An 18,943-nucleotide genomic window follows, 5' to 3' on the forward strand; every position below is an offset into this window, starting at 1 on the left:
GGTCAGATCAGTGATGGCGCCAGCCGCCGCGTCCGCCGAAGCCGAAATTGAGCGACAGCGCCGGGCCCCAATAACCGCCCCATGCTGGCGCATAGGCCGGCGCCGGATAGTAGTAGGCGGGGGCCGGATCGACATACACGGGCGCGGGCTGCACCGGCACCGGCGCCGCCGTGTAATAGCCGCCCGGATAATAGCCGTACGGGTAATAGCAGCCGGCAAGCGTCGTGCAGGCAAGCGCCGCGGCGACGAGGGTCCTGTTCATGATGTGTCTCCGGCGGAGCCGGCGATCGGCAGATGCTTGAAGCTTAGGCCGAGTCCCGATGACACGGTATGAGAAACGGTAACCGATCATTTCCGGGCGGAGCGGCCCGGCCTGTTGCGGCCCGACAGACGAAAACGGCGCTTCCGCACCGCGGAAACGCCGTTGAACCACCGGCCTGCGGCTGGGCGGCGACGCCCGGCCGGCCGATGTCGGACTGCTTACTTGCCGACCTGGTTACCGATGATGCCGCCGGCCGCCGCGCCGCCCAGCGTCGACAGCGCGTTGCCGCCGATCGCCGCGCCGGCGACGCCGCCGACACCCGCACCGATTGCCGTATCGCGCTGGCGTCGCGACATCGAATCGCAGGCCGACAGGCTGGCCACTGTCGCGACGAGGAGAGCGCATACCCCAAAACGCCGAATCGAATTCATGATCGTTGTCCTTGTGGTAGTGAACGGGAAGGCGCACGACCGGCTGGCGGCCGCGCATGAACCCAATCTACGCGCCGTCCCGCGCGGCTGCTGTAAGGACTTGTTAAGGCTCGCGCGGTTTCGTAATCAATTGTTTCGCATGCGCCGGCGGGCACGCGACATGCGCAAAAAAGCCCGCTCGAAAGCGGGCTTCGTGCGTGGCGAGGCGATCCGGCGGGAATCGCCGGACCGCGCATTCGCTTACTGACGGTGATAGATTTCGGCGCCGGTCTTGACGAACTCGACCGCCTTCACTTCCATCCCCTTCTTCAGCGCTTCGGTTTCCGACACACCCTGCTGCGCCGCGAACTCGCGCACGTCCTGCGTGATCTTCATCGAGCAGAAGTGCGGGCCGCACATCGAGCAGAAGTGCGCGACCTTCGCCGAATCCTTCGGCAGCGTTTCGTCGTGGAATTCGCGCGCCTTGTCCGGATCGAGGCCGATGTTGAACTGGTCTTCCCAGCGGAACTCGAAGCGCGCCTTCGACAGCGCGTTGTCGCGCACCTGCGCGCCCGGGTGGCCCTTCGCGAGATCGGCGGCGTGCGCGGCGAGCTTGTACGTGATGATGCCTTCCTTCACGTCGTCCTTGTTCGGCAGGCCCAGGTGCTCCTTCGGCGTCACGTAGCAGAGCATCGCGGTGCCGAACCAGCCGATCATCGCGGCGCCGATGCCGGACGTGATGTGGTCGTAGCCCGGTGCGATGTCGGTGGTCAGCGGCCCGAGCGTGTAGAACGGCGCTTCCTTGCACCAGTCGAGCTGGAGATCCATGTTCTCCTTGATCAGCTGCATCGGCACGTGGCCGGGGCCTTCGATCATCACCTGCACGTCGTGCTTCCACGCGATCTGCGTGAGTTCGCCGAGCGTCTTCAGCTCGCCGAGCTGCGCTTCGTCGTTCGCGTCGTAGATCGAGCCGGGGCGCAGGCCGTCGCCGAGCGAGAAGCTCACGTCGTACGCCTTCATGATCTCGCAGATCTCTTCGAAGTGTTCGTACAGGAAGCTTTCCTTGTGATGCGCGAGGCACCACTTCGCCATGATCGAGCCGCCGCGCGACACGATGCCGGTCATCCGGTTCGCGGTGAGCGGCACGTACTGCAGGCGCACGCCCGCGTGGATCGTGAAGTAGTCGACGCCTTGCTCGGCCTGTTCGATCAGCGTGTCGCGGAAGATTTCCCAGGTGAGATCCTCGGCCTTGCCGTTGACCTTTTCCAGCGCCTGGTAGATCGGCACCGTGCCGATCGGCACCGGGCTGTTGCGGATGATCCACTCGCGCGTTTCATGGATGTGCTTGCCGGTCGACAGGTCCATCACCGTGTCGCCGCCCCAGCGGATCGCCCAGGTCATCTTGTCGACTTCTTCGCCGATCGACGACGTGACGGCCGAGTTGCCGATGTTCGCGTTGATCTTCACGAGGAAGTTGCGGCCGATGATCATCGGCTCGGATTCCGGGTGGTTGATGTTCGCGGGGATGATCGCGCGGCCGCACGCCACTTCCGAGCGCACGAATTCCGGCGTGATCTCGGCCGGCGCATTCGCGCCGAAGGCCGCTGCGCCGAACGCCTGGCCCGGGTGCTGGCGGCCCATCATCGCGGCGAGCTTCGCGCCGTTCGGGCCGCTCGCCTTCAGGCTCTCGAGGTACTCGGCGCGGCGCTGGTTCTCGCGGATCGCGATGTATTCCATTTCCGGCGTGATGATGCCCTGGCGCGCATAGTGCATCTGCGTGACGTTCTTGCCGGCCTGGGCGCGGCGCGGGTTGCGGTGCAGGCCCGGGAAGCGCAGGTCGGCGGTGGCCGGGTCGGCCGCGCGCTCGAGGCCGTACTGGCTCGACAGGCCGTCGAGCACTTCCGTGTCGCCGCGCGCCTCGATCCAGCCCTGACGCAGCGCGGCCAGGCCCGCGCGGATGTCGATCTTCACGTCCGGATCGGTGTAGGGGCCCGACGTGTCGTACACGTAGATCGGCGGATTCTTTTCGCCGCCGAAGCCGGTCGGCGTGTCGGCCTGCGTGATTTCACGCATCGGCACGCGGATGTCGGGCCGGGAGCCGGTGACATAAACCTTGCGGGAATTCGGCAGCGGGGCGACGGCCGCGGCATCGACATGAGCGTCGGCGGACAGAAACTTCGGATTGGCGTTCATGCAATCTCCTGTGTGAGCGCCGGACAGGCGCTTCGGCGCTTGCCCGGAGCCCTTGACGTATGTGGGGCTCGAGCTAAGCAGGAGACGAGGCTTGGTGAGGCGGCGGATTTCGTCAGAAGGATGGCGGCGAAATCCGTACGCTTCCCTGCGCTGGCATTATCCAGATCAGGTTCAAAGGGTATTTCTCACCCGCAATGCCGGTTGTTTGACCGGGCGCATTGCAGGACCCCCGCGTTAGCAGGGCACACGATACACTGGCTTGGCGGCGGTTTCAACCGGGAGAGAATCGGCTGCCCCGGTGCGGCCGCAGCATGGCGGGCGGCACGGTGGCCCGTCGAAATGGCAGCGCGCGTCGCCGCCGCATGGCCTCCCGGCCCGGCCGGCCAGGGCAATGCGGTGCAGCACGGCGCGCTTTCGCGCAACCTCAAAAAAATTTTCGCAGCGGCTGTCATTTCCCGCGACGTCGTCCGTCTATTCGGCTCCTTAAACCCATGTTGTTCTGGAGAGATGTCATGAAAAAAGTACTGATTGCCGCTTGCGTCGCCGCTTTCGCCACGATCGCCACGGGCGCGTATGCGCAGAACGATGCGATGTCGCAGCCGGGTTCGTCGATGTCGAAAGACGCGATGGGCCACGACGCGATGGCCAAGGATGCAATGGGCCACGACGCGATGAAGAAGGACGGCATGAAGAAGCATGCGATGAAGAAAGACGCGATGAAGAAAGACGCGATGTCGCACGACGAGATGGGCAAGCCGTCGGGCGACAAGATGGCGCCGTCGAACTGACGAAAGGCGGACGCGGCGCGGCCGGCGCGTGCGTCGCACGGCGGCCGCCCGCATCGCGTCCCGTCCCGTCGACTCATTCCGGGAGTCTTCATCATGCAAACCGTTCCCGCCACCGGCCGCGCGGCCGCCACGCCGCCCGCGCGCCCGATCCATCCGCTGTGGGTGCGCGCGAGCCACTGGCTCAACGCGCTCGCGGCGATCCTGATGGTGCTGTCCGGCTGGCGCATCTACGACGCGTCGCCGATCTATCCGCCGTTCACGTTCCCGCACGGGCTCACGATCGGCGGCTGGCTCGGCGGCGCGCTGCAATGGCATTTCGCGGCGATGTGGCTGCTCGTCTTCAACGGCCTGTTCTATCTGACGATGTCGATCGCGACGGGGCGCCTCGCGCGCAAGATGCTGCCCGTCACGCCGGCGTCGATCTGGCGCGACATCCGTGCCGCGCTGGGCGGGCGGTTGTCGCACGCCGACCTGAGCGTGTACAACGCGGTGCAGCGTGCCGCGTACCTGACCGCGATCGTCGATCTCGTCGTGCTGGTGCTGTCGGGGCTCACGATCTGGAAATCCGTGCAATTCCCGCTGCTGCGCGAATTGTTCGGCGGCTACGACAACGCGCGTGTCGTGCACTTCTGGGCGATGTCGCTGCTCGTCGGATTCATTGTCGTTCACGTCGCGATGGCGCTGCTGGTGCCGCGCTCGCTGCTCGCGATGCTGCGCGGGCGCTGACCCGTCAACCTCGGGTGAAGGAAATCATCATGTCGGAATCCGAAACCAAGCGCGACGGTTCGCGCTGGACGCTCGACCGGAAGTCGCTCGAACTCGACGTGCGCCGCGAGCTCGAGATGCCGTCGCGGCGGCTGTTCAACCGGCGCGTGCTGACGCTCGGCGGCCTGACGATGCTGACCGGCTGCACGCTGAAGGACGACGCGTCGGTCAACACGTTCCTCGAGACGGTGTCGCGCATGAACGATCGCGTGCAGGCCTGGCTGTTCAGCGGCGAGCGGCTCGCGCCGACCTACACCGAAGCCGACATCACGCGACCGTTCCCGTTCAACGCGTACTACGGGATCGACGACGTGCCGCACGTCGACGCGTCGACGTACCGGCTCGTGCTGTCCGGCCGCGTGACGGGCAAGCGCGTGTGGACGCTCGACGAACTGTATGCGCTGCCGCACGCGGAGCAGATCACGCGGCATATCTGCGTGGAAGGGTGGAGTGCGATCGGCCGCTGGGGCGGTACGCCGTTCGGCGCGTTTCTCGCGCGCGCCGGCGCCGACACGCGGGCGAAGTACGTCGGCTTCAAGTGCGCGGACGATTACTACGAAAGCATCGACATGCCGACCGCGCTGCATCCGCAGACGCTGCTCGCGTTCGACTACGACGGCCAGCGGCTGCCGCCGGAGTTCGGCTTCCCGATGAAGCTGCGGATGCCGACCAAGCTCGGCTACAAGAATCCGAAGCACATCATGGAGATCTTCGTGACCGATACGTTTCCGGGCGGCTACTGGGTCGACCAGGGGTACAACTGGTTCGGCGGATCGTGAGCGGGGCGTTGCGAGCCGCGGCGGCACATGCGCGTGTCGCTATGCGTCGGGCATCGCGGCATCGCACGTGACGCGTCACGCGGATTCGCGCAACTGGAGGTCGACGCGCAGGCCGACGGCCGCCGCCATGTTCACGAGCGCGTCGAGCCCGAACAGGTTGATCTTGCCGCGCATCAGGTCGGAGACGCGCGGCTGCGTGACGCCCAGTCGTTCCGCAGCCTGGGCCTGACTGAGCTCGAGCTGCGCGATGCGCTGCTTGAGCGCGATCATCAGCTCGGATCGCAGTTTCATGTTCTCGGCTTCGGCCGGCTGGCCCTCGATTGCGTCCCAGACGCTCGAATAACGGTTGGTGGTCATCGTTTCCTCTCCATCGTCAGCGCGCGATAGCGCCGGGCGGCCAGTTCGATATCGGCTCGGGTGGTGCGCGTCGCTTGCTTGCGGAAGCAGTGCAGCACGTAGACGGCGTCGGCGAACGTCGCGACGTAAATGATCCGGAACGCGCCGCTCGCATCGCGCAGGCGAATTTCCCGCACGCCGACGCCGACGGTGCGCATCGGCTTCCAGTCGTCGGGCGCGAACCCGCGTTGTACCTGGTCGATCTGGTGGCCGGCTTCGCGTCGCGCAGGCAGCGGAAAGCCGCGCAGATCCGCGAGCGCGCTGCCGACGAAAACAACAGGCTTCGGCGGGAGAATGGTCGAATTATACAAAATTTTGTATGGGCGGTGCAGGTGTCGAAGGAAGGTCGTTCCGCGCATGCGGCGCGTGAGCCGACCGTCACGATAAGGGGGAAGTGCTGGCTGGCGCGCAGGACTGGCCGTTCGGCCGATGGCTGACTCGATCGCGACGGATGGCGTGAATGGCGTGAATGGCGGGTCGGATCGACACCGTGGCAACGCACGCGTGTCGCGTATCCGGCCCCCGATTTCAGCCGCCCGCCGGCCGGGAAATGTCGCGCGGAAACATCATTCGCGATCCTTTCAGACTGGTCCGACGATGCTTTCGAATCCTTGATGCCATAATGCCGAGCGTGTGCAGCCGAAGCGGTTGCGCGCGTTTTTTTGTCCCTCTGCCGCCGCTTGCCGGTTCTCTTTCGTCGCCGTTCGCACTGCCATGTCGTTCCGCACGTTCGCTCTGCCTTCCCGGTCCCGCCAGGGCCGTTTGCCGGCATCGCCGGTGTCTTTCAGCGGAGCACGCGGCGTGACGTGCGGGCAGGCTGCTCGATGACGCCGCTCGACCGTCTCCTCGATTTCTTCGCCCGCTTCTCGTTCCGGATCCGCCTGCCGCAAAGCCGCGGCGGCCGCGTCGCGCTGGCGCTCGTCTTCATCTATTTCGTGTGGGGTTCGACCTACAGCGGCCTGCATTTCGCGCTGCAGTCGTTTCCGCCGCTGCTGCTGTCGGGGCTGCGCAACCTGCTCGGCGGGATCGGCCTGTTTATCTTCGCGCTGCGGCGCAAGCCCGAATGGCCGACGCTGCTCGAAATCCGCAATGCGGGGATCGTCGGCACGATGCTCGTCGCGCTGTCGTCCGGCACGATCGCGCTCGGGATCAGTCTGGTCAGTAGCGGCTCGGCCGCGGTGATGGTGGCCACGGTGCCGCTGTTCGCGACCGTGATCGCCGCGGTTGCCGGGCGGCCGGTCACGAAAGGCGAGTGGTCGGCCGTGGCGCTCGGGATGGTCGGCATCGTCGTGCTGAATTCGGGCGGCGCGGCCGCGCAGAGCTCGGCGCTCGGCACGATCTGCGTGCTGGCCGGCGCCCTGTTCTGGGCCGGCGGCGCGCATCTCGCGACGCGGCTCAAGCTGCCGTCCGACCTGTTCCTGTCCACCTCGCTGCAGATCGGCCTCGGCGGCATGATCTCGACGCTCGTCGCATGGCTGGTCGGCGAACGCGTCGAGCACCTGATGGTGGGGCCGGTGTTCGCGTTCCTGTACCTGATGGTGTTCTGCACGATGGCCGCGTACGTCGCGTACGGCTACCTGATCCGCCACACGAGCCCGATCATCGCGAGCAGCTGCATGTACGTGAACCCGATCGTCGCGGTCGCGCTCGGTGCGCTGCTGCTTGGCGAGCCGGTGACGATGGCGACCGTGGTCGCGACCGTCGCGATCCTCGGCAGCGTCGGGCTGTCGTTCGTGTTCGATCCGGCGCGCCGGCCCGCGGCGCGCGCGGCGGCTGCCAGTTCGGCGGCCGCGGCAGCCGCATCGACGGTGGAGGCGGCAGCGGCGCCCGAACCGATCGCGGTGCCCGATGCGGCGCCGATCCTGGCGCCTTCCGCCGTTCAGTTGGCCGTGCCGGCGCCGGGCGCCGTGATGGATCCAGCCGCGGTCATTGAACCGGCACCGGCATTCGCCACGCCGCCCAGCGCCGAACCGGCACCGGCGTTCGCGCCGTCGCCCGCCGCTGAACCGGCACCCGCGTTCGCTACGCCGCCCGCCGTCGAACCGGCCGCACCGCGCGCCGACGCGTGACGCGGCCGTGGCCGGTCGCGCTCAGTCGCGCCGGCCGCCGCGATGGTGGAACCAGCCCCCGAGCGCGGTGAACACCAGCCCGGTTGCACACATCCCGATCCAGCCGAATGCGTGCCATGCGGCGACGCCGGCCGACGAGCCGAGTGCGCCGCCGATGAAATAGCACACCATGTACACCGTGTTGACGCGGCTGCGTGCCTCGGGCTTCAGCGCATAGATGCGCGACTGATTCGAGATCTGCGCGGCCTGCACGCCGACGTCCAGCACGATCACGCCGATCACGAGCCCGACGAGGCTCGAGCCCGACAGCGCGAAGATCACGAACGACAGCGCGAGCAGCGCGATCGCGAGCGAGATGATCGCGCGCGGGCCGCGCTTGTCCGCGAAGCGGCCCGCGTACGGTGCCGCGAGCGCACCCGCCGCGCCGACGATCCCGAACAGGCCGGCTGCCTGCGGGCCGAGATGAAACGGCGCACCGGCGAGCAGCAGCGTGAGCACGGGCCAGAACGCGCTGAATGCCGCGAACAGCGCGGCGCCCGTCAGCGAGGCCTCGCGCAGCCCGCGCAATTCGACCGCCAGATGCCACATCGAGCCGAGCAGCTTGCCGTGCGACAGCGTCGACGTCGGCGAGCTGCGCGGCAGCCGCAGCACGATCACGGCGGCGAGTGCGACGAGCGCCGCGACCGACGCGGCGAACACTGCGCGCCAGCCGAAATACTCGGCGACGAAGCCGGCGGCCGTGCGCGCGAGCAGGATGCCGAGCAGCAGGCCGCTCATCACGGTGCCGACCGCCTGCCCGCGTTCGGCCGGCGGCGCGATCTCGGCGGCGAACGGCACGGCCTGCTGCGCGATGGTCGCGAGAATACCGATCGCGAGGCTCGCCACGGCGAGCACGGCCAGCGACGGCGCGGTGGCCGCGACGATCAGCGCGACCGACAGGCCGGCGATCTGCATCAGGATCAGCCCGCGGCGGTCGAAGCGATCGCCGAGCGGCGCGAGCAGGAACATGCCGGCCGCATAGCCGAGCTGCGTCGCGGTGGGCACCGCGCCGATCCACGAGGCGCCGTCGGGAAACGCCGAGCGGAAGCTGTCGAGCAGCGGCTGGTTGTAGTAGATGTTCGCGACGGACACCCCCGCGATCGTCGCGAGCAGCAACAGCAGGCTGCGCGAATAGTGGGGCGAGGCGGCGTCGGTCGGACGGTCGGTGGAGGCGGTGGACATGGCGGCGCGAACGGAAGTGGGGCGGCGCGGCGCGCGGCGCACGCGGCGGGTGCGCAGGCCGGCGGGGCGCCGTCGAGGCTGCCGATCATACCGGAGCGACGGGAATCCTGCCGGACGGGGGCAGACCGGCCAACCCGGCCGAACCTGCGTAACTGGCCGGCCGCTGCCCGTCAGCGTGCGTGCGTCAACCCGTCAGTCGACCAGCTCACCCGTCGGTTCATAGAACGGATAAGGCCCGGCGCCTTCATCGACATATACGTGATGCGACGTCATCCCCGCGTCGGGCACATAGTGATGGACCGCGAACGCCGGCGGTTCGAGCCGGAACGCGGAGGGCCCATCGGTTCGCAGGTCGAATGCGACCTGATGCGCGGGCGACGGCACCGCGGCGGCGAGCGTGCCGCCGAAGCGCGTGAACATCGTCCGATGCACGTGGCCGCACAGCACGCGCTCGACGTTCGGATGGCCGCGCAGCAGCGCGTCGAGTTTCGCGGAAGCCGCGGGCGCGAGGCGCAGCTTGTCCATGTGGCCGATGCCCGACGCGAACGGCGGGTGATGTAGCGCGACGATCACCGGACGGTCGCGCTCCGCGTCGAGCTGCGCGGCGAGCCAGGCGAGCCGTGCATCGCACAGGTCGCCGTAGCTGGCGCCCGGCACCTGCGAATCGAGCGCGAGCACGCGCACCGCGCCGACGTCGAGCGCGTATTGCACGAATTCGCCCGCCTGCAGTTCGGCGCGATCGGCGAACGCGCGGCGCAGCCCGGCGCGGTCGTCGTGATTGCCGATCATCAGGTAGTACGGAATCTCGAGCGCGGCGAGCAGCCCGCGCAGGTTGCCGTACTCCTCGTCGTGGCCGAAATCGGTCAGGTCGCCGGTGACGAGCACCGCATCCGGGCGCGGCACGAGCGCGTTCAGTTTTTCGATGCAGCGCGTGAGCGCGGCCGCGGTGTCGACGCGCCGGTACGCGAGCTGTCCCGGACGCTTGATGTGGAGATCGCTGATTTGAGCAAGCAGCATCGTCGTTCCTCGGAATTGTGTGATTGTTGTCGCGGCGTCGTGCGCCGCGGTGGGGTGCTGCATGAATGATGCCGGAAGGACGGATCAGGCGCCGAGCGCGATCAGGCCTTCCGGCGCGACCGTGAGGCCGACCGCCGTGCCGCGTGCGAGCGCGATGCGGCCCGGCACGTCGATGACGAGCGCGTCCGGAGCCGCGTGCTCGATCGTGAGCCGTGTGCGCTCGCCGAGGAATGCGCATGCGCTCACGGCACCGCGCAGCGGCGCATGCGCGGGATCGGCGAGTTGCGCATCCTCGGGGCGGAAGAACCACTCGTCGGCGGCGTGCGGCGTCGCGATCGCGCCGCCCGTAGTCACCAGCGTGCCGTCGCGCCATTGCCCGGCGAGCCGGTTCAGCGTGCCGATGAACTGCGCGACCGTGCGGTTGGCGGGGTGGTAGTAGATGTCGCGCGGCGTGCCGATCTGTTCGATGCGGCCCGCGCCCATCACGACGATCCGGTCGCCGAGCTCCATCGCTTCGGCCTGGTCGTGCGTCACGTAGACCGTCGTCACGCCGAGCTCGCGCAGCAGCGTATTCATCTCGCGACGCAGCGTGTCGCGCAGCTTCGCGTCGAGCGCGGTCAGCGGCTCGTCGAGCAGCAGCACGCGCGGCCGCACCGCCAGTGCGCGGGCCAGTGCGACGCGCTGGCGCTGGCCGCCCGACAGCTGGTCGATCGGCTTGTCCGCATGCGCGTCGAGCCGCATCATCGCGAGCAGCTCGTCGACGCGCTCGCGCAGCGCGCGCGGCTCGGTCTTGCGGATCTTCAGCCCGTAGCCGACGTTGCCCCGCACCGTCAGGTTCGGAAACAGCGCGTAGTTCTGGAACACCATGCCGACCTGCCGGCGCTCGATCGGCAGCGCGGTGACGTCGTCGTTGCCGAATGCGATCGTGCCGCCGGCGTCCGGCGTGTCGAGGCCCGCGATCAGGCGCAGCGTCGTGGTCTTGCCGCAGCCCGACGGGCCGAGCAGCACGAGCGTTTCGCCCGCGCCGATCGACAGGTCGAGCGGTTCGAGCACGCGCGTGCCGCGGAACGTCTTCGCGCAGCGGGTCAGGGTGATGGGAGTGGAATCGAGTTTCATGTCTGCGAGAAATTCAGCGCGGGCGCTTCTTGAGTGCCCGCGTGCCGGACGGATCGACGCCGAGCCACTGCATCGCGACGAGCAGCGGCAGCGTCATCAGCAGGAACAGGATCGTGTACGCGCTGCCGACTTCGAGGCGCAGCGACGCATACGTATCGGCGAGCCCGACCGGCAGTGTCTTGGTGTCGGGCGTATGCAGCATCCACGTGAGGTTGAATTCGCCGATCGACAGCGTGAGCACCGCGAGCGCACCCGCGACGATGCCGGGGCGCAGGTTCGGCAGCACGATCGTGACGAAGCGCGTGACGAACGATGCACCGAGGCTGGCCGCGCCTTCCTCGAGCGTGCGCAGGTCGGCGCCGGCCGCGACGGCTGCCACCGCACGCACCATGAACGGCAGCGTGAACACGACGTGGCCGACGACGATGAACCACAGGCTCATGCGGAACGCGGTGAAGCCGCCGTACACGACCAGCAGCGCGAGCGCCGACGCGAGGCCGGGCAGCGCGACCGGCAGCACGAGCGCCTCCTCGATCGCGCGCGCGGCGCGGCTCTTGCTGCGCGCGAGCGCATAGCCGGCCGGCACGCCGACCGCGAGCACGATCGCGAGCGTCGCGAACGCCACGTAAAGCGACAGCGCGACCGAGCCGTGATACTGCTGCCACACTTGTTCGAGCCAGCGCAGCGTGAGGCCGCTCGACAGGCCGCGGAAATAGTTGACGGTGAGGCCCGCGAGCACCGACATCACGACGGGCACGATCAGGAACGCGCACAGCAGCAGCGTGACGCCCCATTGCAGCGCGGCGATCGCGCGCGCGCCGGTGACGCGCGGCGCGCGGCGGGCGACGCCGTTCGCCTGCGCGGGAGCGGGAGCCGGGGCCGGCGACGGCGCGGAAGAGCCGGAAAGCGATTGCATGCAGGAATCCTCAGGCCGCGGCGGCGGCGGTGTGGCCGGTGAAGCGGCGCGCGAGTGCGAGCACGGCCCAGGTGACGATGCCGAGCACGATCGACAGGCCGGCCGCCGTCGCGATGTTCGCGTTCAGCGTGAACTCGGTATAGATCGTCATCGGCAGCACGTTCAGGTCGGTGGCGAGCGTGAACGCGGTGCCGAACGCGCCCATCGCGGTCGCGAAGCAGATCGCGCCGGCCGCGATCAGCCCCGGCGCGAGCGCGGGCAGCACGATGTCGACGAAGATGCGCCACGGCGATGCGCCGAGCGAGCGCGCGGCTTCCTCGAGCGACGCGTCGAGCTTGGACGCGGCCGCGATCACGGTGACGATCACGCGCGGAATCGAGAAGTACAAGTAGCCGATGAACAGGCCCGCGACCGAGTATGCGAATACCCACTTGTCACCGGTGAGCTTCGCGGACAGCATGCCGATCAACCCCTGCCGGCCGGCGAGCATGATCACCATGAACCCGACGACGACGCCCGGGAACGCGAGCGGGAAGGTGAGCAGCGCGAGCAGCACGCGCTTGCCCGCGAATTCGCGGCGAGCGAGCAGCAGGCCCGAGATCGTTGACAGCGCGAGCGTCGCGAGCGTGACGCCCGCGGACAGCGCGATGGTTTCGCCGAGGCTCTTCATGTAGCGCGCATTGCCGAGCAGCGCCGCGTAGTGCGAGAAGAACGCGCCGTCGGCGGACACCTGCACGAGCGCCGCCATCGGCAGCAGCCAGAACGCGGCGAACACCGCGAGCGCCGGCGCGACGAGCGCGATGCGCCAGCGCAGCGGGAAAGTCAGGTCAAGCATCGATGAGGTCCGCCGCTTACTGCATGACTTGCAGGTATTGCTGGCCGAATGCCTGCTGGCCGGCTGCCATCTTGCCGAAGTCGACCGGTTTCGCACGCGCATATTCGCTCGCCGGCAGGAACTTCGACGCGATGTCGGCGCCGAGCGCTTGCGCGCGCACCGGGCGCAGGTACGCGTTGGCCCACAGCTTCTGGCCTTCGTCGGACAACACGAAGTCGAGCACCTTCTTGCCGTTCGCGTCGTGCGGGGCGCCCTTCACGAGACTCATCACGTACGGCACCGCGATCGTGCCTTCCTTCGGAATCACGAACTCGACGTTCGCGCTGTCCTTGTACTTCGCGCGATACGCGTCGAAGTCGTAGTCGAGCAGGATCGGAATTTCACCCGACAGCACGCGCGCATACGCGGTCTGCTTCGGCACGATCGGTGCGTTCGCCTTCAGCTTCCTGAACCAGTCGAGCGCCGGCTTGAAGTTGTCGAGGCTGCCGCCGAGCGCCTGGTTCACGGCGACCGCGCCCGCATAGCCGACGAACGCGCTCGACGGATCGAGATAGCCGACCATGCCCTTGTATTCCGGCTTCAGCAGGTCGGCCCACGAGCGCGGCACCGGCTTGCCGTCGAGCGCATCCTTGTTCACGAAGAAGCCGAGCGTGCCCGAATGGATCGCGAACCAGTAGCCTTGCGGGTCCTTCAGGTTCGCGGGGATGTCGTTCCAGTGCGCGGGCTTGTACGGCGCGATCACGCCCTTGTCCTTCGCCTGGAACGCCGACGACACGCCGAGGTAGACCACGTCGGCGACCGGGCTCTTCTGCTCGGCGATCAGCTGCGCGATCGACTGGCCCGAGTTCTTGTTGTCGAACGGCACGCGGATGCCGGTTTTCTGCTTGATCGCCGCGATCTGCGCGGCCCAGTCGGCCCATTCGGGCGGGCAGTTGTAGCAGATCGCCGTTTCGTCGGCGTGGGCGGCGGGCGCGCCGGCGAGGAGCGCGGCGCAGGCGACGGGCGCTGCAAGCGCGCGCAGCAGCGAGGTCAGGCGAAAGGACACGGTAGGTCTCCGGGCGAGGGTGAGGCGCTGGGGTGGCGTGGTGGTGTGCAGGGTGTGCGGCGCGGGCTCAGGCCTTGCGCAATTGCAGGTCGGTGGCCGGCGGCGCCACGGTCGCGCCGTCGCGGACCACGTGCGGCAGGATCCGCGACGTGCGTTCGATCGCTGCGCCGCCGATGCATTCGACGAGACGCTGCCATGCGTGGCGGCCGATGTCGCGGTTCGGTGTCGCGACGCTCGCGAGCGGCGGCGCGAGCAGTTCGCCGAGCGCGATCCCGTCGAAGCCGAGCACCGACAGGTCGTCGGGAATCGAGAAGCCCGCGCGGCGCAGGCCGCGCATCACGACCATCGCGAGCAGGTCGTTGCTGCAGAAGAGGGCGGTCGGGCGCGTCGCGTGCGCGGTGAGATGCGCGAGCACCGCATCGGGCAACTCGGGCGCGTTGAAATCGACTTCGACCGGCGGCAGCGGGGCGACGCCGATTTCCTCGAGGGCCTGCGCATAGCCGAGATGACGCTGGCGTGCGCGATCCGACGCGGCGAGCGAGCCGGCCAGCATCAGCACGCGGCGGTGGCCGCGCGCGGTCAGCAGCCGCACGCCGTCATACGCGGCACGGCGGTTGTCGACCGACACCGACGGGCGGCGCTGCGTGTCGTTGTGCATCAGCACGTAGTGCGGGCCGTCGTGGTCGAGCATGTCGAGCAGCGGGTGGGTATCGGCATCGGCGACGGTGAGGATCAGCCCTTCGACGCGCTGCTCGCGCAGCGTCTCGATCGCGTGGCGCTCGCGCGCCGCGTCGTATTCGGTCGTCATCAGGATCAGCTTGAAGCCGGCCGCGGTCGCGAGTTCGTCGATGCCTTGCAGGCAGTCGGCGAACACGGGGTTCGACAACGTCGGCACGACGACGCCGACGAGCCGCGTGCGCTCGCCGCGCAGCTGCCGGCCGAGCGGGCTCGGGCGGAACTGCAGTGTGTCGATCGCGGTGCGGATCGTTTGCAGCGTGGCGGGGCTGACGGTATGCGGGGCGTTGATCGCGCGCGAGACGGTGGCGATCGAGAAGCCCGCGAGGGCAGCGACGTCCTTGATGGTCGAGGTCATGAAAGCTTGCGATGTAAACGTTTTCGGCCGGGAAATTATCGAAAACGTTTGTGACTTCGCGATGACTTGGGCGACGTTTGTTTCGCAAAAAGCACGATACAAAAGTCAGACGGTTGGAACGTCGGGCAGGGCGGATTCATGTGAAGGATCAGCCGCGCGCCGCCGCTGTGGATTGTATCGGTGAACGCGGGCGCGGTGCGAGATGTCCGTCGTCGGGCGCGAGGCGGCCCGACGTGCACGCGCATGCGGGCGGATGCGTGCGCCGCGTTCCGCCGCTGGCCCGCGGCGGCGCCGCCGCGCAGGTTGGCGTTACAGCGCGACGAACAGGATGCCGTGCGGGTCCTGAAGGGCGGATGCGTTGCCGATGCTCGTCGCGACGGGCGTCAGGTGGCCGGACTTCGGGTCCAGTTTCATCACCTGGCCTTGGCCGGCGCTGTAGGCGTCACCTTGCGAGAACGGCGCATCGACACGGTAGGTCGTGTTGCTGGCGTCGGTGAACAGCATGAAGGTCTTGCCTTGCGGGCCCGGCGCCGGCACCCAGCGCGTATCGTCGACCGGATAGACAGGGCCGTCCTTGTCGTTGAAGAGCGTCAGCGTCAGCACGCTGACGGTCTGGCTCGCGCCCGGATTGTGGATGAACACCAGCTTGCCGTCGGCCTGGCTGTCGAGCACGAGATCGCCGGCGGAGTTGATCGCTTCGGAATCGGGGTCCGTCAGGCTCAGTGTCACCTGCTGGTTGAAGGTGGGATTCGGCGATCCGCCGACGGACGGAGTCACGTCGGTGGCCTGCGCGTTACCGGCGAGCACCGGTGCGACGTCGAACGTCGTGCCGTTCGCGTTCAGCGTGAGCTGTCCGACGGTCGGTGCGGCGGTGCCGGGCGTCGTCGGGTTCGACGCGCTCACGTAGACGTTCCCGTTGAGCAACTGCATGTCGTCGAAGCCGCCGCCGTGTGCGGTCGGATTGACCGTCGCCGCGTAGGTCTTCTGCGTGCCGGCCTTGAGATCGATGATCGTCAGCTCGGGATTGCCGTCCTCATTGGCCATCGCCCACAGCGTGTTCGTATCGGCGCGGGCCATCAGGCCGTCGACGTGGCCCGGCACCGTATACGTCTTGAGCACGTTGCCGCTCAGGTCGTATTGCACGATGTCGTTGGTCAGCCCCGGGACCGACCCGTCCTTGACATCACCGGCCTTCTGGTAGCCGATGAAGACGGTGTTGTTGAACTGGACGATCGAGTCGGGCTTGTCGGTGGAGACCGGTGCTTTCGCGAACACGGATAGCGTATAGCCGGACGCGGTGGCCGTGTTCGGCACGGCCGCGGTATTGGTCGGTGCGATACCGGGGGTCGAGGTCGCATCGTCTCCACCGCATGCCGCAAGAAAGATCGATGTCGACATCGCAATGAACAGAAGCTTTCTAGACATTTCGTTTTCCTGAACGAATGATTCGGACCGACCGAATCGGGTTGATCTATTACCGCTGGTTACATGGCGCAGGTCAGGCTAAGGCGCATATATTTCGTTTCGGTGAAAAGATCGCGAACGTGCGGCGTGCCGTTCGCAACGCGGGAATCGGCTATCACGGCGTTGCTTAAGGCGGGCTTAACGAAATGTGGCGAATTGCCTGCGGATCGAAATTCCGTCTGAAATCGGGCCATCGGCCGCGTCGGTCGAGCATGCGGATGTCAGGCGAAATCGAAGCCTTTCATTTTGCGGATGTAAGGCGCATGCGATCGAGCGCGCGGCCGATCGTGCCGGCAAACATCGATGCCGTTGCATGGAGCGATGTTCCACCGGCCGGGATCGAACTCGGGAGGTTGCCGTCGCAGCGCGTCGCCGGTCGGGCAATCCGCGACGGAACAAATGAGGAACGGGGGCGCGAGCAATGGTAGAATCGCGTCCGCCCTCTTGCCGGGGTGATGAAATTGGTAAACATAGCGGACTTAAACGATTGAGTGCCCGGTCGGAAACGGTCGGTGCAGAACCCTTCAAATTCGGCGAAACCCCTGATGCGCGCATCGAGGCAACGCCGAGCCAAGCCTCGCGGCCGCCGCGAGGAAGGTGTAGAGACTAGACGGGGGGCGCCTAAGGCGCATGGGCAGCAGGCAAGCCCGCGCGCGACGGCGAAGGCATAGTCCAGCGCACGAACGGCATCGCGCACGCGACGCCGGCTTTGAAAGAAGCAGTGTGACGAAAATCCGCCGCCTTAACTGGCTTGCCGGTTCGAGTCCGGTCCCCGGCACCACGATCGCTTCATCGCGATTCGATGGAGGGACGAAAGCCCGCGAGAAGCCCTGCGCTCGCGGGTTTTTTGTTTTTGCGGCGCGGCATCGGCGGTGATTACCGACGACCGAACGGCGACGCCACCGCCATCAGCGACGCGATCCCTACGAATCACCCCGCTCGCGCACGAAGGCCAGGTTGCGCGTGCGCGACGTGTCGATGCGAAAGCGCATCACCTCGTGACCCGAGCGTTCCACCGTCAACACGCCGTGCATGACGGCCATCTGACCGGCAGGGTCGAACGTGAAAATGTCGTCGGCCACCGGCTCCAGCCGGTAGCCGGCACTGCCGGCGGCGCCGGTCATGGTGAGGGTGAGTTCACCGTTCGTCACGGCGATCGTCGCACGTGCCGCGGCATCGTGACTGTGATACGTGCCCGCCAGGCCCGCCGACGCATCGGAGAGCGACGGCGCGTGATCGGGCAAGCGCTCGAGCGTCTCCGCGTGGCCGCAGTCCACCAGCTCGATAGCCGTCACGCGAGCCGCCGCCGTCGACGCTCGAGGTTTGATCAGCAGCGCTCTGCCTGTGCCGTCGTCAACCCGCAATCCGGCCTCCGTCTCGATGAGCGGTTGGGGCATCTGCTCGACGTTCTGAAAGCTCGCGTTGAGCTGCCCGTTGCGATCGCCGATCACGCAATACGTCCCCGACACACGCGAGTGGTACCTGCCGAGCAAGGTTTCGTGCCCGGCAGTGTGCAGGGGCGTGGCGGGCTTCGCGCCAAGGACGGCGTCGCCCAGCACGATATCGACGATCTGCGTCGCCACTTCAACCGGATTGACTGCCGCGCCATTGGTGAGAATGATGACGTCCAGTGCGTGCTCGGCCACGGTCAACATCTGACAAGATCCACCGAACACTCCGCCGGCATGGTGCAGCACCTCCACGTCGCGATGCGGCGTGAGCATCAGCCCGAGCGCGTAGACGCCTTCCGCGCCGCTCGAATAGCGCGGTCGGGTCAGCATCTGGTGCCAGCTTGCTTCGCTGCCGACGCGCTTGGGGCCGCGCAGATGCGCGAGCCAGCGCAGCATGTCGTCGACCGTCGACACGATCCCGCCTTCGCCGAGCACTTCCCACGTCGGAAAGAGGCCGCGCATGAAGCCGCCTTTTCCATCCGGCACATGCTGGGTCGCCATGCGCGGGCGAATGCGCATGTCGTCGGCGACCGATTCCGTGTCGACCATGCCCATCACGTCGAAGATGCGCGCCTTCAGAAAGGTCTCGAAGGGGATGCCGCTGACCCGCTCGATCGCGAGCGACAGCAGGTGATATCCGCCGTTGCAGTAGATCATCCGCTCGCCCGGCGGAAAATTGACGTCGCGTTGCCGGACTTGCGCCGCCAGCACGCCGCCACGCGGCAATGTCGCGACGCCTTGCGCGAGCAGCGTGAGGTCGAGATAGCAGCGGTAGCCGCCCGTATGCGTCATCAGCTGGCGCAAGCTGGGGTCGCCTGCGAGTAGCGGCAGTTCAGGCAGGTACGTGCGGATCCCGGCGTCGACGTCGAGCTTGCCGTCCTCGGCGAGCAGGAGGGCGGCAAGGCAGGTGAAGTGTTTGCTCGTCGAGCCGATGCGCAAGCGCGTGGCCGGCGTATTGGCGACACCGTGTTCCAGGCTTGCCATGCCGAAGCCTCGCCGGTAGAGGACGTCGCCTCGATGGGCGACGGCCATGACGAGGCCGGGTTCGTCGCTCCTGTTGAAGCGGTCGAAAAGGGTATCCAGTTGCTCGACGATGTCGTGCGATGCTTGAGTCATTTTAGGT

At 67.5% G+C, this 18,943-nt stretch carries 20 protein-coding genes and 1 riboswitch; of the genes, 6 read left to right on the forward strand and 14 right to left on the reverse strand.

Annotation, left to right across the window (positions count from 1 at the left end; genetic code table 11):
- Positions 1 to 7 precede the first annotated feature (7 nt).
- Both CFB41_RS06140 and CFB41_RS06145 read right to left on the reverse strand, forming a co-directional pair.
- Complete coding sequence (locus CFB41_RS06140) at positions 8 to 262, reverse strand: hypothetical protein (RefSeq protein ID WP_089424922.1); 255 nt, start codon at positions 260 to 262, stop codon at positions 8 to 10.
- A 218-nt stretch (positions 263 to 480) separates the two neighbouring features.
- Complete coding sequence (locus CFB41_RS06145; protein WP_011545020.1) at positions 481 to 693, reverse strand: glycine zipper 2TM domain-containing protein; 213 nt, start codon at positions 691 to 693, stop codon at positions 481 to 483.
- On the opposite strand from CFB41_RS06145, the gene CFB41_RS37225 reads away from it, so the two are divergent.
- Positions 692 to 940 (forward strand): hypothetical protein, encoded by a 249-nt coding sequence (locus CFB41_RS37225; RefSeq protein WP_105771328.1) that lies wholly within the window; start codon positions 692 to 694, stop codon positions 938 to 940. The two genes, CFB41_RS06145 and CFB41_RS37225, sit on opposite strands and share 2 nt — an antisense overlap.
- On the opposite strand, the gene thiC is transcribed toward CFB41_RS37225, so the two are convergent.
- Positions 934 to 2,865: a phosphomethylpyrimidine synthase ThiC gene (gene thiC, locus CFB41_RS06150; RefSeq protein ID WP_089455905.1), complete on the reverse strand. Its 1,932-nt coding sequence runs from the start codon at positions 2,863 to 2,865 to the stop codon at positions 934 to 936. The two genes, CFB41_RS37225 and thiC, sit on opposite strands and share 7 nt — an antisense overlap.
- A gap of 124 nt (positions 2,866 to 2,989) precedes the next feature.
- Positions 2,990 to 3,106, reverse strand: a riboswitch (TPP riboswitch).
- Between the two features lie 271 nt (positions 3,107 to 3,377).
- On the opposite strand from thiC, the gene CFB41_RS06155 reads away from it, so the two are divergent.
- The 3 genes from CFB41_RS06155 (at position 3,378) to CFB41_RS06165 (ending at position 5,197) form a co-directional block, all read left to right on the forward strand.
- Complete coding sequence (locus CFB41_RS06155; protein WP_011351498.1) at positions 3,378 to 3,653, forward strand: pentapeptide MXKDX repeat protein; 276 nt, start codon at positions 3,378 to 3,380, stop codon at positions 3,651 to 3,653.
- Positions 3,654 to 3,746: 93 nt separating this feature from the next.
- Positions 3,747 to 4,379 carry a cytochrome b/b6 domain-containing protein gene (locus tag CFB41_RS06160; RefSeq protein ID WP_089455906.1) on the forward strand — a complete coding sequence of 211 codons (633 nt, stop codon included), beginning with the start codon at positions 3,747 to 3,749 and terminating at the stop codon, positions 4,377 to 4,379.
- A gap of 29 nt (positions 4,380 to 4,408) precedes the next feature.
- Positions 4,409 to 5,197, forward strand: a complete 789-nt coding sequence (locus tag CFB41_RS06165; RefSeq protein WP_089425873.1) for a molybdopterin-dependent oxidoreductase — start codon at positions 4,409 to 4,411, stop codon at positions 5,195 to 5,197.
- Between the two features lie 75 nt (positions 5,198 to 5,272).
- On the opposite strand, the gene CFB41_RS06170 is transcribed toward CFB41_RS06165, so the two are convergent.
- Positions 5,273 to 5,554, reverse strand: a complete 282-nt coding sequence (locus tag CFB41_RS06170) for a helix-turn-helix domain-containing protein (protein ID WP_089455907.1) — start codon at positions 5,552 to 5,554, stop codon at positions 5,273 to 5,275.
- Entirely contained in the window at positions 5,551 to 5,904 is a 354-nt protein-coding gene (locus tag CFB41_RS06175) for a type II toxin-antitoxin system RelE/ParE family toxin (RefSeq protein ID WP_089439638.1), read from the reverse strand. Before CFB41_RS06175 ends, CFB41_RS06170 begins: the two co-directional genes overlap by 4 nt.
- A gap of 513 nt (positions 5,905 to 6,417) precedes the next feature.
- Here CFB41_RS06175 and CFB41_RS06185 point away from each other — a divergent pair.
- The gene (locus CFB41_RS06185) at positions 6,418 to 7,662 is read left to right on the forward strand and encodes an EamA family transporter (RefSeq protein ID WP_089456571.1); all 1,245 of its coding nucleotides are present in this window, start codon (positions 6,418 to 6,420) and stop codon (positions 7,660 to 7,662) included.
- A gap of 21 nt (positions 7,663 to 7,683) precedes the next feature.
- Here the strand turns inward: CFB41_RS06185 and CFB41_RS06190 are convergent, their stop codons facing one another.
- The 8 genes from CFB41_RS06190 to CFB41_RS06225 form a co-directional block, all read right to left on the reverse strand.
- Positions 7,684 to 8,883, reverse strand: a complete 1,200-nt coding sequence (locus CFB41_RS06190; protein ID WP_089455908.1) for an MFS transporter — start codon at positions 8,881 to 8,883, stop codon at positions 7,684 to 7,686.
- 192 nt (positions 8,884 to 9,075) lie between these two features.
- Positions 9,076 to 9,900 (reverse strand): phosphodiesterase, encoded by an 825-nt coding sequence (locus CFB41_RS06195; protein ID WP_089455909.1) that lies wholly within the window; start codon positions 9,898 to 9,900, stop codon positions 9,076 to 9,078.
- A gap of 84 nt (positions 9,901 to 9,984) precedes the next feature.
- Complete coding sequence (locus tag CFB41_RS06200; RefSeq protein ID WP_039352318.1) at positions 9,985 to 11,016, reverse strand: ABC transporter ATP-binding protein; 1,032 nt, start codon at positions 11,014 to 11,016, stop codon at positions 9,985 to 9,987.
- A 13-nt stretch (positions 11,017 to 11,029) separates the two neighbouring features.
- Positions 11,030 to 11,932: an ABC transporter permease gene (locus CFB41_RS06205; protein WP_089439642.1), complete on the reverse strand. Its 903-nt coding sequence runs from the start codon at positions 11,930 to 11,932 to the stop codon at positions 11,030 to 11,032.
- A 10-nt stretch (positions 11,933 to 11,942) separates the two neighbouring features.
- Positions 11,943 to 12,767, reverse strand: coding sequence for an ABC transporter permease (locus CFB41_RS06210; protein WP_089455910.1), 825 nt, complete (start codon positions 12,765 to 12,767; stop codon positions 11,943 to 11,945).
- Positions 12,768 to 12,783: 16 nt separating this feature from the next.
- The gene (locus CFB41_RS06215; RefSeq protein WP_089439643.1) at positions 12,784 to 13,812 is read right to left on the reverse strand and encodes an ABC transporter substrate-binding protein; all 1,029 of its coding nucleotides are present in this window, start codon (positions 13,810 to 13,812) and stop codon (positions 12,784 to 12,786) included.
- Between the two features lie 67 nt (positions 13,813 to 13,879).
- The gene (locus CFB41_RS06220) at positions 13,880 to 14,905 is read right to left on the reverse strand and encodes a substrate-binding domain-containing protein (protein WP_089455911.1); all 1,026 of its coding nucleotides are present in this window, start codon (positions 14,903 to 14,905) and stop codon (positions 13,880 to 13,882) included.
- A gap of 309 nt (positions 14,906 to 15,214) precedes the next feature.
- Positions 15,215 to 16,330: a hypothetical protein gene (locus CFB41_RS06225; RefSeq protein WP_089455912.1), complete on the reverse strand. Its 1,116-nt coding sequence runs from the start codon at positions 16,328 to 16,330 to the stop codon at positions 15,215 to 15,217.
- Positions 16,331 to 16,587: 257 nt separating this feature from the next.
- Between CFB41_RS06225 and CFB41_RS38060 the strand changes: the two genes are divergently transcribed.
- On the forward strand, positions 16,588 to 16,797 hold the full coding sequence (locus CFB41_RS38060; protein ID WP_179249968.1) for a hypothetical protein: 210 nt from the start codon (positions 16,588 to 16,590) through the stop codon (positions 16,795 to 16,797).
- 495 nt (positions 16,798 to 17,292) lie between these two features.
- Here CFB41_RS38060 and CFB41_RS06240 read toward each other — a convergent pair whose 3' ends face one another.
- The gene (locus tag CFB41_RS06240) at positions 17,293 to 18,936 is read right to left on the reverse strand and encodes a serine hydrolase (protein ID WP_089455914.1); all 1,644 of its coding nucleotides are present in this window, start codon (positions 18,934 to 18,936) and stop codon (positions 17,293 to 17,295) included.
- Positions 18,937 to 18,943 lie beyond the last annotated feature (7 nt).

Source organism: Burkholderia sp. AU33803 (genome assembly GCF_002223095.1).
In the GTDB taxonomy this organism is placed as follows: Bacteria; Pseudomonadota; Gammaproteobacteria; order Burkholderiales; family Burkholderiaceae; genus Burkholderia.